This is a genomic window from Bradyrhizobium sp. 930_D9_N1_4 (assembly GCF_052076015.1).
Classification (GTDB): Bacteria; Pseudomonadota; Alphaproteobacteria; order Rhizobiales; family Xanthobacteraceae; genus Bradyrhizobium.
In genome coordinates, this window is sequence record NZ_CP197236.1 from 2,532,120 (window position 1) to 2,547,983 (window position 15,864).

Annotated in this window: 13 protein-coding genes; 11 read left to right on the top strand and 2 right to left on the bottom strand. The window is 66.0% G+C overall.

Features of this window, described 5'->3' with window-relative positions; genetic code table 11:
* Window positions 1–132 precede the first annotated feature (132 nt).
* The 11 genes from AB7532_RS11725 to AB7532_RS11775 all read left to right on the top strand — a co-directional run bounded on the left by AB7532_RS11725 (window position 133) and on the right by AB7532_RS11775 (window position 14,854).
* Window positions 133–1,536 (top strand): hypothetical protein, encoded by a 1,404-nt coding sequence (locus tag AB7532_RS11725; protein WP_441234944.1) that lies wholly within the window; start codon window positions 133–135, stop codon window positions 1,534–1,536.
* Between the two features lie 98 nt (window positions 1,537–1,634).
* Window positions 1,635–1,904 (top strand): hypothetical protein, encoded by a 270-nt coding sequence (locus tag AB7532_RS11730; RefSeq protein ID WP_441234945.1) that lies wholly within the window; start codon window positions 1,635–1,637, stop codon window positions 1,902–1,904.
* A gap of 131 nt (window positions 1,905–2,035) precedes the next feature.
* Window positions 2,036–3,160: a c-type cytochrome biogenesis protein CcmI gene (gene ccmI / locus AB7532_RS11735; RefSeq protein WP_441234946.1), complete on the top strand. Its 1,125-nt coding sequence runs from the start codon at window positions 2,036–2,038 to the stop codon at window positions 3,158–3,160.
* Window positions 3,161–3,197: 37 nt separating this feature from the next.
* Entirely contained in the window at window positions 3,198–3,719 is a 522-nt protein-coding gene (gene ccmE, locus AB7532_RS11740; protein WP_441234947.1) for a cytochrome c maturation protein CcmE, read from the top strand.
* Window positions 3,716–5,695 carry a heme lyase CcmF/NrfE family subunit gene (locus AB7532_RS11745; protein ID WP_441234948.1) on the top strand — a complete coding sequence of 660 codons (1,980 nt, stop codon included), beginning with the start codon at window positions 3,716–3,718 and terminating at the stop codon, window positions 5,693–5,695. Before ccmE ends, AB7532_RS11745 begins: the two co-directional genes overlap by 4 nt.
* Window positions 5,696–5,699: 4 nt before the next feature.
* Window positions 5,700–6,179: a cytochrome c-type biogenesis protein gene (locus tag AB7532_RS11750; protein ID WP_441234949.1), complete on the top strand. Its 480-nt coding sequence runs from the start codon at window positions 5,700–5,702 to the stop codon at window positions 6,177–6,179.
* Window positions 6,180–6,286: 107 nt separating this feature from the next.
* Window positions 6,287–7,630 carry a methyl-accepting chemotaxis protein gene (locus tag AB7532_RS11755; RefSeq protein ID WP_441234950.1) on the top strand — a complete coding sequence of 448 codons (1,344 nt, stop codon included), beginning with the start codon at window positions 6,287–6,289 and terminating at the stop codon, window positions 7,628–7,630.
* A 222-nt stretch (window positions 7,631–7,852) separates the two neighbouring features.
* Window positions 7,853–9,436: a Do family serine endopeptidase gene (locus AB7532_RS11760; protein WP_441234951.1), complete on the top strand. Its 1,584-nt coding sequence runs from the start codon at window positions 7,853–7,855 to the stop codon at window positions 9,434–9,436.
* Window positions 9,437–9,745: 309 nt separating this feature from the next.
* A complete protein-coding gene (locus AB7532_RS11765) occupies window positions 9,746–10,426 on the top strand; it encodes a response regulator transcription factor (protein WP_441234952.1) in 681 nt (226 codons plus the stop codon).
* Window positions 10,410–11,870: an ATP-binding protein gene (locus AB7532_RS11770; RefSeq protein ID WP_441234953.1), complete on the top strand. Its 1,461-nt coding sequence runs from the start codon at window positions 10,410–10,412 to the stop codon at window positions 11,868–11,870. Before AB7532_RS11765 ends, AB7532_RS11770 begins: the two co-directional genes overlap by 17 nt.
* Window positions 11,867–14,854, top strand: a complete 2,988-nt coding sequence (locus AB7532_RS11775) for a bifunctional [glutamine synthetase] adenylyltransferase/[glutamine synthetase]-adenylyl-L-tyrosine phosphorylase (RefSeq protein ID WP_441234954.1) — start codon at window positions 11,867–11,869, stop codon at window positions 14,852–14,854. Before AB7532_RS11770 ends, AB7532_RS11775 begins: the two co-directional genes overlap by 4 nt.
* Here AB7532_RS11775 and AB7532_RS11780 read toward each other — a convergent pair.
* Window positions 14,811–15,047, bottom strand: a complete 237-nt coding sequence (locus AB7532_RS11780; protein WP_441234955.1) for a formate dehydrogenase subunit delta — start codon at window positions 15,045–15,047, stop codon at window positions 14,811–14,813. The two genes, AB7532_RS11775 and AB7532_RS11780, sit on opposite strands and share 44 nt — an antisense overlap.
* Window positions 15,034–15,864, bottom strand: a complete 831-nt coding sequence (fdhD, locus tag AB7532_RS11785) for a formate dehydrogenase accessory sulfurtransferase FdhD (protein ID WP_441234956.1) — start codon at window positions 15,862–15,864, stop codon at window positions 15,034–15,036. The genes AB7532_RS11780 and fdhD overlap by 14 nt, the downstream gene beginning before the upstream one ends.

Consider the following 15,864-nt stretch of genomic DNA (forward strand, 5'->3'; position numbering starts at 1 on the left):
GCGTGGCGCCGACCGGTGCGAAACCGGAGGTATTTCCGGGCAACTTCCTAAACGGCTTCTTAAGTGGGGCCCACCTATGATCGGCAAGGACGGATCCCACGTCCGCCATTTTACCGTGCATTACCCGGGCGCATGAGCCAGACATCGATCGAGCGGCTGAGGGAATATCTCGCGCAGCTCCCGCCGCAGTCGCAGGCACTGCTGATGCGGGAGTTCGAGCGCGCGCTCGATCGTGGCCAGGACACGGCTGTGGCGACCCTCGTGCTCGAACAGCTCCGCAAGATCGTCCGCAAGAGCGAAGCCGACGAAGCCCCGCCGCCGCGTACGGACGATCTGTCGCGGCTGCTGTTCCAGGCTCTGGAACCATTCCTGGTCGAGGCCGGCGCCCCGCTCCGGGTCGGCCAGATCCGCCGCTCCTCGCTGCACCCGATCTGGCAATGGCTGGGTCGCGACGGCGCCCCGGACAAGGTGAACGAATTCGAGGCGGCGCTGGCACGGATGCCCATTGCCGACAGTGCAGGGCAGGTCGAGGCTCTCGCCTCGAAGCTTCAGGGGGTCGCAGCGGACGCGATCTTGACCCTGACGGGCCCCGGCGGCGGCGACAAGTCGCGCGCGCTCGCCCGCGTCGGTCCGCCCAACGTGATCGAGGATCTCTATTCGATCGGAGCCGTGCTCCAGGTCCGCGAAGCCATCGCGACGCTGAACGAGAAGCTGCCGCGCTTCCTGCGCGCCTTCGGCGATGCCCAGATCGCGTCCGTGATGGCCTCGCTCAACATTCCCGTCCTCCAGACGCCGCAGATGCTGCCCTTCGCGCTGTCGCTCGTGGTGCAGCGGATGACCGCGCGGTGGCAGATCATCCGCCTCGCCATCAAGATCGCCGCGTCCGACGACGAGCTCCGCGTCGCGGCCACGCCCTATGGCGTCGCCGTCACGATCGTGCTGCATGATCTGTCCTGCGTCGCCGCGGCGCTGCGCATGGACATCAAGCGCGGCCATTTCGAAACCGTTGCCGACAATCTCAAGGCGCTGCATGACGGGGTGCGCGGTCTGCGCACGGAACTCGACCTGCGCAACGATTCCGCCTGGGGCAAGCAGCTGACCTCGATCCGCGCCGATATCTCCAATGCGCTGCAATCGGAGATCGACAGCGTTCCCGGCCGCGTCCGCCGCATCCTGCGCCAGCGCCCCGAGAAGGACATTCCGCCGGGGGCGCGGATCGACAGCACCGAGGTCGAGGAAACCGTGGCGCTGATCGACTTCGTCGCAACCTGCCGCAACTATGCGAGCGAGCTTGCGATCAACGAGGTGACGCTGCGCACCTATTCCGACCTCCAGCAATATGTCGAGCGGTCGACCGAGCAGCTGGTGCAGTCGCTGCGCGCCGCCGATCACAAGGTCCGCACCTACCGGCAGCAGCAGGTGCAGGCCGCGATCCGGTTCTGCCAGGTGCTGTTCGGCGACGACTACGCCTCGCTGATGAGCCGCGCCGCGGAGAACGCGGCCACGGGCGAGCGCAAATCGTCGCGCGCAAGCTGATCAGGCGCATATTTTTCCACTCACAATTTTAAGTTGACGCTGCCGGTGGCGGGCCCTACGGTCGCCGTGCAAGTTCTGGAATTTCTATCTGTGGGCGCATGAAACCCATTATCAGCTCCATCGAAATTGAAAACCGCGTCATTGTTGCCAAATATCAAAGGCTGATGGTCGGCGCGAAGGTGGTGCTGGTCGCGAAGGCAAGCGGTCGGCAGCTGCCTGAAACGGTCACCAGGGTCGCATCCCCCGTTCCCGTGGGGGCGTTGCGGATCAGATTGCCTGAGGCCATCGAGCCGGGAACATACTTCCTGAGGGCCTTCAACGGGCACGGCGAGGACGCCGCTCAAAGCGCGGACTTCGAGATCGGCTAAGCCGTTGGATTTTCACCGTTTCGGGACTGTGTGCGGTCGCGCCGAATTGACAATTGTCAATTGCCGCATTGTCCGGCCGTGGTGTAAAGCCACCTACAGGCGCGGTTCGCGCGCTGCCGGAAGCTTGCCAGATGATGCTGTGGTTCGTGTTCGCGCTGATGACGGTTGCGGCGATTTTCGCCGTGCTTCTGCCGCTCGGCCGTAGCGGACGCGCGCAAAGCCAGGACAGCCAGAATCAGGGCAGCGAGGTCGCGGTCTACAAGGACCAGCTCGCCGAGATCGAACGTGATCTCGCCGCAGGGCTGATCGCCGCACCGGAAGCCGAGGCCGCGCGTGTCGAGATCAGCCGCAGGCTGCTGGCGGCGGCCGGCAATGAGACCGTGTCGGAGCCGAAATCGAGCCTCACATGGCGACGTGCGGCCGCCGTGCTGGCGCTGATCGGCCTGCCGCTGGTCGCGATCGGCGTCTACGTGCCGCTGGGTTCGCCCTTGCTCCGCGACTTTCCGCTGGCGCAGCGGGAGCGCGGGGCTGGTTCGGGCATGGCGCGGTCGCTCGAGACCCTCGTCGTGCAGGTGGAGCAACACCTGGAAAAGAATCCGACCGACGGGCGCGGCTGGAACGTGCTCGCGCCGGTGCTGGAGCGGCTCGGCCGCTTCGACGATGCGGTGCGCGCCTATCGCAACGCGCTGACCTATAATGGCGAGAGCCCGGAACGCCGATCCGATCTCGGCGAGGCGATCGCGGCCGCCGCCAACGGCGTGGTCACCGCCGAAGCCAAGACCGAATTCGACCGCGCGCGCGCGCTCGACGCCGACGATCCCAAGGCGAACTATTTCCTCGGGCTTGCCGCCGAGCAGGACGGCCGCAAGGACGAGGCCGCCAACATCTGGCGCACGCTGCTGACGAAGGCGCCCGCTGATGCGCCGTGGCGTCCGCTGGTGCAGTCTTCGCTGGCGCGGGTCGGCGGCGGCACGATGCCGGCGCTGTCGGACGAGACCATCGCAGCATCCAAGGACATGAACGAGGGCGATCGCAATGCGATGGTCCGGGGCATGGTCGAGCGCCTCGCCACGCGCCTCAAGCAGAATGGCGACGACGTCGAGGGTTGGCTTCGCCTCGTGCGCGCCTATCTCGTGATGGGCGATCGTGACAAGGCGGTGGGGGCATCGACGGATGCCCGCCAGGCGGTTGCCAACGATGCGGCGCGGCTGCGCCAGCTCAATGAGGGCCTCAAGACGCTCGGGCTGGACGGATGATGATGTTGCGACGGGACGAGCAGGGAACGGATACGCCATGACGCGCAAGCAGCGACGTATGACCATCATTGGCGGCTCGCTCGCCGTGCTCGCGCTGGCGGCGGCGCTGGTGCTCAACGCGTTGCGCGACTCCATCGTGTTCTTCTCGACCCCGACCATGGTTGCCGAGAAGCACGTCGAGCCCGGCAAGCGGTTTCGTCTCGGCGGCCTGGTGCAGCCAGGCTCGCTCCAGCGCGGTGACAATCTCGCCGTGACTTTCGAGGTCGCCGACGGCGGCGCAAAGCTGCCCGTCGCCTTCAAGGGCATTCTGCCGGATTTGTTCCGTGAAGGGCAGGGCGTCGTCGCCGAAGGCGCGCTCGATGCCAATGGCGTGTTCAAGGCCGACACCGTGCTCGCCAAGCACGACGAGACCTACATGCCCAAGGACGTCGCCGATGCCCTGAAGAAGCAGGGGCACTGGAAGGACGATTACGACAAGGCTTCGGGTGGCGCCAAGCCTTCTGATGCAAAGCCTGCGGCCACGACGGCCCAGGGCAATCCGCAAGGAGCTGTGCGGTGATCGCGGAGTCAGGACATTACGCGCTGGTGCTGGCGCTCGCCTTGGCGCTGATCCAGTCGATCGTGCCGCTGATCGGCGCGCGCTTGCGCGATGCCGCGCTGATGAACGTGGCGCGTTCCACCGCGCTCGCACAGCTGCTGTTCGTCGGCGCGTCGTTCGTCGCGCTGGTGATGCTGCACGTGGACTCGGATTTCTCCGTCGCCAACGTCTACGAGAATTCCCACTCGATGAAACCGCTGCTCTACAAGATCACCGGCGTGTGGGGAAACCATGAAGGCTCGATGCTGCTGTGGGTGTCGATCCTGGCGCTGTTCGGCGGCCTGGTCGCGGCCTTCGGCAACAATCTGCCGCTGTCGCTGCGCGCGCATGTGCTGGCCGTGCAGGCCTGGATTGCCAGCGCCTTCTATCTGTTCATCCTGATGACCTCGAACCCGTTCCTACGCATCGTCAACCCGCCGATCGAGGGACGCGATCTCAACCCGGTGCTTCAGGACATCGGCCTCGCCGTGCATCCGCCGATGCTCTATCTCGGCTATGTCGGCTTTTCGATCTCGTTCTCCTTCGCCATCGCGGCGCTGATGGAAGGGCGGATCGATGCGGCCTGGGCGCGCTGGGTGCGGCCGTGGACGCTGGTCGCCTGGATATTCCTGACGCTCGGCATCGCCATGGGCTCCTACTGGGCCTATTACGAGCTCGGCTGGGGCGGCTGGTGGTTCTGGGATCCGGTCGAGAACGCCTCGTTGATGCCGTGGCTCGCGGGCACGGCGCTGCTGCATTCGGCGCTGGTGATGGAGAAGCGCAATGCGCTGAAGGTCTGGACCATCCTCCTGTCGATCCTGACCTTCTCGCTGTCGCTGCTCGGCACCTTCCTGGTGCGCTCGGGCGTCATCACCTCCGTGCACGCCTTCGCCACCGATCCGACCCGCGGCGTGTTCATCCTGCTGATCCTCTGCCTGTTCATCGGCGGCAGCCTGTCGCTGTTCGCGGTCCGCGCGACCTCGCTGAAGCAGGGCGGCCTGTTCGCGCCGATCTCGCGCGAGGGCGCGCTGGTGCTGAACAATTTGCTGCTCAGCGTGGCCTGCGCGGTCGTGCTGTTCGGTACGCTCTATCCGCTGGTGACGGAAGCGTTCGACTTCAAGATCTCGGTCGGCGCGCCCTTCTACAATCTGACCTTCGTCCCGCTATTCGCGTTGCTGCTGCTCGCCGTGCCGCTGGGGCCGATGCTGGCGTGGAAGCGCGGTGACCTGCTCGCTGTCACCCAGCGCCTGCTCGCGGCGGGCGTGGCCAGCCTCGTGGCCGTCGCCATCGTCTGGGGCTGGGCGAGTGGCGGCAGCACGCTGGCGCCGCTTGCGATCGGGCTCGGCATCTTCGTCATCGCCGGCGCCGTCACTGATATCGTCGAACGGACCGGTCTTGTGCGGCTTCCGTTCGCGACAGCGCTGCACCGGGCCCGCGGCCTGCCGCGCTCGGCCTGGGGCTCGGTATTTGCGCATGCCGGTCTCGGCGTCGCGCTGATCGGGATCGTCTGCGAGACCACCTGGAACAGCGAATACATCGCGACCATGAAGCAGAACGACGTCGCCCATGTCGCCGGCTATGATCTCAAGCTCGATGGCCTGTTGTCGCGTCAGGGGCCGAACTTCCGCGAGATGATCGCCGAATTCAACGTGAGCCGCGACGGCGAGACCATCAGCGTCATGACGCCGTCCAAGCGCAACTTCACCACACGCGGCTCCTCGACGACCGAGGCCGCGTTGCTGACGCGCGGCGCAAGCCAGCTCTACGTTTCGCTTGGTGATGCCACCGCGGAGGGCGCCATTGCGGTCCGCATCTATCACAAGCCGCTAGTGCTTATGATCTGGTGGGGACCGGTGCTGATGGCGTTCGGCGGCATGCTGTCGCTGTCCGACCGGCGCCTGCGGGTCGGCGCGCCGAAGCCGGCGCGGGCCAAGCAGCGCCTCCAGCCGGCGGAATGATCCGATGCGGCGGATGATGGGCACGATCCTCGCGCTGATGCTGCTGGCCTTGCCGGCGGCGTACGCCGTGCAGCCCGACGAGATCATGTCCGATCCCGTGAAGGAGTCGCGCGCGCGCGACCTCTCGCGCGAGCTGCGCTGCATGGTCTGCCAGAACCAGTCGATCGACGATTCCGATGCGCCGCTGGCGCGTGATTTGCGGCTGCTGGTGCGCGAGCGCATCGCAGCCGGCGACAGCAACTCGCAGGTGCTCGACTTTCTCGTTGCGCGCTATGGCGAGTTCGTGCTGCTCAGGCCGCGCTTCGAGCGTCAGACGATGTTGTTGTGGCTGCTCGCGCCGGTGCTGCTGATTGGCGGTGGCCTGGCGTTGTGGCTGCAAATCCGCCGGCGTGCGCGAAGCGGTGCAGACCTACCGGCTCCGCTCACGCCCGAGGAAAAGGCGCGGCTCGCCGCGTTGATGTCGGACGAGCCAAAATCATCCTGACCTAAGTAATGATACTGAGGCTGCTCGTCACGACGCATTTCATGCTCTGTTGATCTTTGTCTGGAACCTTGTCGCAAGTTTCGATTCCAGACGTTGAGTCCCCAGCGATGTTCACGAACAGCAATCTGACGATCCGCTTCCTTGTCGGCGCCGTGGTCGCTGCATTATTGTTCCTGCTGGGCATCGGCGGCGGCACCGGCTTCGTCGCGGTGCTCTATCTCGACAACGAGATCACCAGCCTGTCGTCGGACTTCGTCGCGCTCAGCGGCCCAGCGCGCGACCATGCGATGCTGATCTACCAGCAGGCGCAGACGGCGTTCTCCTGGTTCCTGATCGCGTGCGGCGTCATTGCGGTCATCGCCGTCGCGATCTGCCTCACCACCTGGTTCGCCGTGCGCAACGGCATCCTCAATCCCCTGGCTGCGATCGTGCATGCCATGCGCGAGGTCGCCGACCAGAAGTTCGAGACGTCCGTTCCGGGGCTCGGCAGCACCAACGAAATCGGCCTGCTCGCCGGCGCGCTGGAAGTCTTCAAGACCAACGGCCTCGAGCGGCGGCGGCTCACTGAACAGCAACTCCACGAAGCGCAGCACCAGGCCGAGCGATCGACATTTCTGGACGCGCGGGTCAAGCGCTTCAACGATCTCGTTGCGAGCGTCGTCGACAGCGTGGCCTCGTCGGCCATGCATCTGAAGAGCAACGCCGAGAAATTGTCGCGGACGGCCAACGACACCAGCACCAAGGCCCACGCGGTCGCGAGCGCCGCGAGCCAGGCCAGCGCGAGCGTCCAAACGGTCGCGGGCTCGGCGGAGGAGATGACGAATTCGATCGGCTCTATCAGCCGCCGCGTCACCGACGCCACCCAGCGCGCCGAGGGCGCAGCGTCCCAGGCCGAGAAGAGCCGCGACACCATCCACACGCTGTCGCACGCCGCCGACAAAATCGGCGAGGTCGTGCAACTCGTGCAGGCCATCGCCTCGCAGACCAACCTGCTGGCGCTCAACGCCACCATCGAGGCGGCGCGGGCAGGAGAGGCGGGCAAAGGATTCGCGGTGGTTGCTTCCGAGGTGAAGAGCCTCGCCCACCAGACCAGCAAGGCGACCGAGGAGATCACTTCACACGTCGCCAGCATCCAGGGCATCACCGCGGAGACGCGCGGCGCGATCGACGCCATCTCGAAGACGTTGTCCGACATCTCGTCGATCATGTCGGGCATCGAGGTCGACACCGCCCAGCAGCGCAACGCCACGCAGGAGATCACCAGCAGCGCCCAGAATGCCGCCCGCGGTACGCTCGACGTCAGCGATCACATCGTCCAGATCACCTCGACGTCGGCGGAGACCGGGCGCATGGCGGCCGAGGCCCGCGATTCTGCCGTCGATTTGTCGCAGCAGGCCGCGACGCTGAAGCGCGAAGTCGATGAATTCATCGCCAGTGTCCGGGCAAGCTAAGAGGCGCAGAAATGCGTCCCGCTGACGATCACGGGAACCTGATTAAGTTCCTGCCAGGCCACGATTTTCTCTCTGCGTTAAACCGCCGCATCCGGCAGTCCCTCCATTACAAAAGTTTAACCCCGCCGCCAGCGCACGGTAAGGCGCGAGCCCCCATCTTCAGGTCCGTAAGGTGCTGCCATCCGGCACCCAAAGAAATTCAAGGCCCTGGAGATTCCCTGCATGTCCGACCGTATCGACCTCACCAACCTTTCGTCCTACCGGCAGCCCCGCCGGTCGGTCTTCTCCGCGCGCAAGATCGCGCTGATGGCGTCGGTCATCGCCGGCCTCGGCCTTGCCGTCCACGGCTTCAGCCCGTCGACCTCGCCGGCCGATCTGTTCTCCAGCCCGGCGCACGCGCAGGTCAACAACGAGGTCCGCAAGGTCGAGCGTCCGATCGGCTTCGCCGACATCGTCGAGCGCGTGAAGCCGTCGGTGATCTCGGTGAAGGTCAACATCAAGGAAAAGACCGCAAGCAACGATGATGGCGATGACGCGCAGTCGCCGTTCCAGCCGGGCTCGCCGATGGAGCGCTTCTTCCGCCGCTTCGGCGGTCCGGACGGCGTCCCGGGCCTGAAGGGTGGTGGCGGTCGTGGCCGCGTCGTTCAGGGCCAGGGCTCCGGCTTCTTCATCTCGGCTGACGGCTTTGCCGTGACCAACAACCACGTGGTCGATGGCGCCGACAAGGTCGAGGTGACCCTCGACGACGGCAAGACCTACACCGCCAAGGTGATCGGTACCGACCAGCGCACCGACCTCGCCTTGATCAAGGTCGAGGGCAGCTCGAATTTCCCGTTCGCCAAGCTCGCCGACGGCAAGCCGCGGATCGGCGACTGGGTGCTCGCGGTCGGCAATCCCTTTGGTCTTGGCGGCACCGTGACCGCCGGCATCGTCTCGGCCAGCGGCCGCGACATCGGCAACGGCCCCTATGACGATTTCATCCAGATCGACGCCCCCGTGAACAAGGGCAATTCCGGCGGTCCGGCGTTCGACACCAACGGTGAGGTGATGGGCGTCAACACCGCGATCTACTCGCCCTCCGGCGGCAGCGTCGGTATCGCGTTCTCGATCCCCGCCAGCACCGTGAAGAGCGTGGTGGCGCAGCTCAAGGACAAGGGTTCGGTCAGCCGCGGCTGGATCGGCGTTCAGATTCAGCCCGTCACCTCCGACATCGCCGACAGCCTCGGCATGAAGAAGGCCGAAGGCGCGCTGGTGGCGGAGCCGCAGGCGAACGGTCCGGCGGCCAAGGCCGGCATCGAGTCCGGCGACGTGATCACGTCGGTCAACGGCGAATCCGTCAAGGACGCCCGCGAACTCGCCCGCACCATCGGCGGCCTGTCGCCCGGTGCGACCGTGAAGCTGAACGTGCTGCACAAGGGCCAGGACAAGGTCGTGAACCTCACCCTCGGCCAGCTGCCGAACACGGTCGAGGCCAAGGCCGACACCGACAAGGACAGCGGCAAGGGTGCGAGCAAGGGCACCGACGTGCCGAAGCTCGGCATGACCGTCGCGCCTGCGAATTCCGTCGCCGGCGCCGGCAAGGACGGCGTCGTCGTCACTGAAGTCGATCCGAAGAGTGCTGCGGCCGAACGCGGCTTCAAGGAAGGCGACGTGATTCTCGAAGTCGGCGGCCAGAGCGTCAGCACCGCCGGCGAAGTCCGCGACGCCATCAACACGGCGCGGACCGACAACAAGAACAGCGTCCTGATGCGCGTGAAGAGCGGCGGCCAGTCGCGCTTCGTCGCCGTGCCCATCGCCAAGGGCTAACCAAGGGCTGAGCCTTCAGGAGGCTTACGAGATGAGGGGTGTCGGTGGCATCAGTCGCCCCCGCCGCCGGCGCCCTTCGGGGGAGCAGCGTAATGTTCGCTTCCCCAGTCTACCTTCCGGTGGAATTACGCCCCCCTCCGTCGGAAGGCCTAGGGCGGTGAGGTCCCCCCAGCTTCACCGCCCGCCTTTTTGCCGACCCTGGTTTTCGCCCAGGTTTTCGACCAAGTCCCGTTCGCTTGGCTTGCATGCGATTGCCGCCCGCGCCATGTTCAGAGAAGGTTGCCCCCCTTGACCGCCGCCGAACGCACGATGCGCCTCCTCATCATTGAAGACGACCGCGAATCCGCCGACTACCTCGTGAAGGCATTTCGCGAAGTCGGACACGTTGCCGACCACGCCGCCGACGGCGAGGAAGGCCTAGCCATGGCCGAGAGCGGCGACTACGACGTGCTGGTGGTCGATCGCATGCTGCCCAAGCGCGACGGCCTGTCGGTGATCGGCGCGCTCCGCGACAAGGACGATACGACGCCGGTGCTGATTCTCTCCGCGCTCGGCCAAGTGGACGACCGCATCAAGGGCCTGCGCGCCGGCGGCGACGACTATCTGCCAAAACCCTATTCCTTCGCCGAGCTGCTGGCCCGCGTCGAGGTGCTGTCACGCCGCCGCGGCGGACCCGCCGAGGATACGCTCTACCGCGTCGGTGATCTCGAGCTCGATCGGCTCTCCCATCGCGTCGCCCGCGGCAAGGATGAGCTGACCCTCCAGCCGCGCGAATTCCGCCTGCTTGAGTATTTGATGAAACATGCCGGCCAGGTGGTGACGCGCACCATGCTGCTGGAGAACGTCTGGGACTATCATTTCGATCCGCAGACCAACGTGATCGACGTGCACATTTCGCGGCTGCGCTCCAAGATCGACAAGGGCTTCGAGCGGCCGCTGCTGCATACGATCCGCGGCGCCGGGTACATGATCCGTGACGGCATTCGGTAAACTCGTCCGCACCACGGCATTCCGGCTGACGCTGGTCTATCTGCTGCTGTTCGCGATGTTTGCGGCGTCGCTGCTGGCCTATTTCGCCTGGAATACGCGGCGGCTGATCAACGAAGAGATCACGCAGACGGTCAACGCCGAGACCTCGGAGATCAACGAGATCTACGGCCGCCGCGGCTTGCGCGGCCTCGTGCTCGCGATCGAGTACCGCGCTCTGCGGCCGGGGGCCAACCTCTACCTCGTGACCACGCCGACCGGGCAGGCGATCGCCGGCAATGTCGGCTCGCTGGCGCCGGGCGTGATGGCGACGCGCGGATGGTCGGAGACGGCCTACAAGCGGATCGAGGATGCGGACGAACGCAACCATCGCGCGCTGGTGCGCGTCACCGAGCTCGAAAACGGTTTCCGGCTCTTGATCGGCCGTGATCTCGACGAGCGGCGTCGCCTGTTCGGCATCGTCGCCAAGGCGGCGCAATGGTCGATCCTGATCGTCGTGGTGCTGGGCCTGGGCGGCGGCATTTTCGTCGCGCGCCGCGTGCTCACGCGCATCGATGCCATGAGCGGCACCGCGCATCGCATCATGACGGGCGATCTCAGCGAAAGATTGCCGGTCGGGCGCAGCGGCGACGAGCTCGATCGCCTCGCCGAGAACCTCAATGCCATGCTGGAGCGGATCGAGGCGCTGATGGCGGGGCTGAAGGAGGTCTCCGACAACATCGCCCACGACCTCAAGACGCCGCTGACGCGCTTGCGCAACCGCGCCGAAGAGGCCTTGGCGAAATCGGGCAGCGAGGTCGATTACCGCGCCGCGCTGGAACGCACCATCGAGGAATCCGACGGCCTGATCCGTACCTTCAATGCGCTCTTGATGATCGCACGTGCCGAGTCCGGGCAGGCGCGCGGCAACATGGATGATTTCGACGCGGCCGATGTCGCGGGCGGCATTCACGAGCTCTACGAGCCGCTCGCCGAAGACGACGGCATGACCTTGAAGGTCAGGCGTGAGCCCACGCCGGTTCATGCCAACCGCGAGCTGATCAGCCAGGCGCTCGCCAATCTCGTCGAGAACGCGATCAAGTACGGCAAGCCGGTCGCGCAGACGGGCGGAACCGTGGTCAGCATGGATTCCAGGCAGATCACGATCGAGGCGAAGCGCGAGGGCGATCAGGTGCTGCTCAGCGTCACGGATCGCGGCCCCGGTATCCCCGAAGCCGACCGCAAGCATGTCGTCGAGCGATTCGTGCGGCTGGAAGCGAGCCGCACGCTGCCGGGCTCCGGCCTCGGCCTCAGCCTCGCCTCCGCAGTTGCCACATTGCATGGCGGAGAATTGCGGCTGGGTGATGCCCAGCCCGGGCTCGTCGCCACGATGGTGCTGCCGGCGCGCACAGGGGCCGGCGACAGGGTTGCTCCTCCAATACCGGATGTGCCACAGAAGGTGGCATGAACCACTCCGCGCCGGGAAACGCGGACAAGCATGGTGAGAGGCTCGCCGCACGTTTCGCGGAGGCTCCCCATATTGCCGCTTCCACACAAGACGAACGCCGCTTTGAGAATTGGCTGGCCGAGCTCGAGCCGGCGCAATTGGCCCGTCTGGAAGCGCTGCTGGCTCATCCCTTCGCGCGGGATATTTTCGCAGGCATCGCGGAATTCTCGCCCTATTTGTTCGATCTGGCGCGCGCCGATGCACTGCGGCTGATCCGCTTGCTCGAATGCGATCCGGACGCGCATCTCGTGACGTTGATCGCGGAGGCCAGGGACGCGGTGCTGGCTGCGGCGGACGAGGCCGAGGTGATGCGGCTGCTTCGCCGCATGAAGGCGGAGGCCGCGCTCCTGACCGCGCTGTGCGATATCGGCGGGGTCTGGCCGGTGATGCGGGTGACGGCGGCGCTGACCGATGTCGCGGTGTCCTCGGTGCAGGCGGCGCTCGCGTACCAGCTGCGGCAGGAAGCCGCACGTGGCAAGATCCTGCCGCCCAATCCCGACGCGCCCGAGGAGGGCTGCGGCCTGATCGTGCTCGCGATGGGCAAGATGGGTGCGGGCGAGCTGAACTACTCCAGCGATATCGATCTCATCGTGTTCTTCGACCCTGACAACACGACGCTGGCGCCCGACATCGAGCCGCAGCCGTTCTTCGTCCGGGTGACGCAGGGCATGGCGCGCATTCTCCAGCAGCGCACCTATGACGGTTATGTCTTCCGCGTCGACCTGCGCTTGCGCCCCGATCCGTCCTCGACGCAGGTGGCGATCTCGCGCGACGCTGCGCTGAACTATTACGAGCGGGAAGGGCGCACCTGGGAGCGCGCCGCGATGATCAAGGCGCGCGCCTGCGCCGGCGATCCCAAGGCGGGCGAGGCGATGCTCGCGGAAATCGCGCCCTTTGTCTGGCGCAAGCATCTCGACTTCGCCGCGCTCGCGGACGTCCACGACATGAAGCGGCAGATGCAAACCTATCGCGGCCAGAGCGAGGTCGCGGTCGAAGGCCACAATGTCAAGGTCGGCCGCGGCGGCATCCGCGAGATCGAGTTTTTCGCGCAGACGCAGCAGTTGATTGCGGGCGGCCGTCATCCCGAGCTGCGGGTGCGGCCGACGCTGGCCGCGCTGAACATTCTCACGGCAAGCAACTGGATCACCTCCGTCGCACGCGACGAGCTGACCGTGGCATACGAGTTCCTGCGCCGGGTCGAGCATCGTCTTCAGATGATCGCGGACGAGCAGACCCATGCGCTGCCCGACGACAAGGAGGCGGTCGAGCGCTTTGCGCGCTTCTTCGGCTATCCCGATCGCGAAGCCTTTGCGCGCGACCTGCTGCGGCAGCTCGGGATCGTCCAGGGGCACTATGAAAAGCTGTTCGAGGGTGATGATCCGACCGGCACGGCCAAGCTGCCGGCGCTCGACTACGGCGCGGGCCCCGACGATCCCCGCCTGATGCAATATCTGACGACGCTCGGCTTCAAGAAGCCCGCCGCCGTCGCGCAGACCGTGCGCGACTGGATCACCGGCGACTATCGCGTATTCCGCATTGAGGCGACCCGAAGCGCTTTCGTCGATTTCGTGCCAGCCCTGATCGACGGCCTCGCGCATGCCGAGGAGCCGGATCGTGCCGTGGTGTCGTTCGATCATTTCCTCCAGGCGCTTCAGCGTGGCGGGCGGTTGATCACGCTGCTTGGTCAGAACCGCGATCTCGTCGCGCTGGTGGCGCTGGTGCTGGGTGCGGCACCGCGGCTCGGTGAGATGCTGGCGCGCAAGCCGCAGCTCATGGACGGCCTGATCGATCCGCGCTTCTTCGGTGCGATGCCGGACAAGCAGGAATTGTCGGCGCGATTGGCCGCGACCGTGCGCGACGCCGATTCCTACGAGGAGTTCCTCGATCGCCTGCGCCTGTTCGGACAGGAGAGCCTGTTCCTGATCGGCACGCGCATCCTCTCGGGCACGGTCTCGGCACAGCAGGCGAGCACGGCTTTCGCCGACGTCGCGGAAGGCACCGTCCACACCGTGCACGACCTCGTCGCCGAACGCTTCGCCGCCCAGCATGGCCGTATCAGCGATCAGGAGACCGCGATCATCGCGATGGGCCGGCTCGGCAGCCGCGAGATGACCGCATCGTCCGATCTCGACCTGATCCTGCTGTACGATTTCGACAGCGAGAACCCGGACTCCGACGGGCCAAAATCACTTCAGGGGGCCCATTACTTCGCGCGCTTCACCCAGCGCCTGATCAGCGCCTTCACCACGCGCACCAATTACGGCGTGCTCTACGATATCGACATGCGTCTGCGCCCGTCGGGTCGCGCCGGTCCGGTCGCGTCCAGCCTCGTCTCGTTCGCGGACTATCAGGCCAATGAGGCCTGGACCTGGGAGCACATGGCCCTGACCCGGGCGCGCGTTGTGTCCGCTTCGCCGGAATTCCAGGCGCGCATCGAGCGCATCATCCGCGAGGTCCTGACCCGCCGCCGCGACCGGGCGATCATCGCCAACGACGTCGCCGACATGCGGCGCGCGATCGCGCAGGAGAAGGGCGAGAGCGACCATTGGGATCTCAAATATGCCGCCGGCGGCATGGTCGATATCGACTTCATCGCGCAATATCTCCAGCTGGTGCATGCGCACGACAAGCCGGAGATCCTGGACGTCGGCACGCTTCAGGTTCTGGACAACGCCGCCAGGCTCGGTGTGCTGTCGCAATCGGAGGCGGAGATTCTTCGCGCAGCGGCGCGGCTCTATCACGATCTGACGCAGATCCTGCGGCTGTGCGTCAGCGACGGCTTCAAGCCCGACACTGCCGGCACCGACCTTCAGCGCGTGATGGCGCGCGCCGGCGATGCGCCGGACTTCTCGTCGCTGGAGGCACGCGTGAAGGAAACGCAGAGCGAGGTGCGGCGCGTGTTTACGGTGTTGCTGGAAGGGACGTCGTCTGCTTCAGCGAGGTGAGAGCCTCGCGCACGTTCGGCTCCAGCCCCGCGCCACCCGCGTCGAGATGAGCGAAGATCGCGCGCTTCATCCTGGGATCCCAGAACTTCTTGATGTGGTCGGCAATGCCCGGCACGGCCTTGTCGTGGCCCTGGCTCTTGAAGAACGTGCCGATCTGGTTGGCCATGTAGACGAGGCGGTCAGGCGACGACATTGATGATCTCCTGGGCACGATGAGCCGACACGCGGCCCTGGTGCGTGAACACTTCAAACCCGTCGCTGCGGGCAATCGCAATCAGCGTGATTCCGGCGGCTTCCGCGGTGCGAACCGCGAGCGCGGTGGGGGCGGAGACCGCGACCATCACCGGCGCGCCGATGGCGGCCGTCTTTTGCACCATCTCGACCGAGACGCGGCTCGTCAGCAGCACGATGCCGCCGCTCGCGTCGGTGCGGCTGCGCGCCAGCGAACCCGCGAGCTTGTCGAGCGCGTTATGACGGCCGACGTCCTCGCGCAGGGCAACGATGCCACCCGACGGCGACCAGAAGGCGGCGGCATGGACCGCGCGGGTCTGCATGTTGATGGATTGCAGGGGCGCGATCGCCTGCATTGCGGCCATGATTTGCTGCGGCGTGAAGCTGGTCCCTTGCGGCACGATGGCGGCAGGCCTTATGGCCTCCGCGATGGAGTCGATGCCGCAGATGCCGCAGCCGGTCGGGCCGGCAATATGCCGGCGCCGCTCGCTGATGCGCGCAGCGTTCTCCGACTCCAGCCACATGCGCAGCTCGATGCCGTCGTCGAGGCGGACCACTTCGAGCGACTTGATGTCGTCGACCGATGTGATGATGCCTTCGTCCAGACTGAAGCCGACCGCAAAATCTTCCAGGTTCTGCGGCGTTCCCATCATGACGGCATAGGTGCCGCCATTGTAGGTCAGCGCCAGCGGCGTCTCCTCCGGGATCAGCCGAGCGCCCTCCGACGCGACACCGTCGCGCCAGATTTCGCGGTCGATGGCCTGGACCGGCACGTGCAT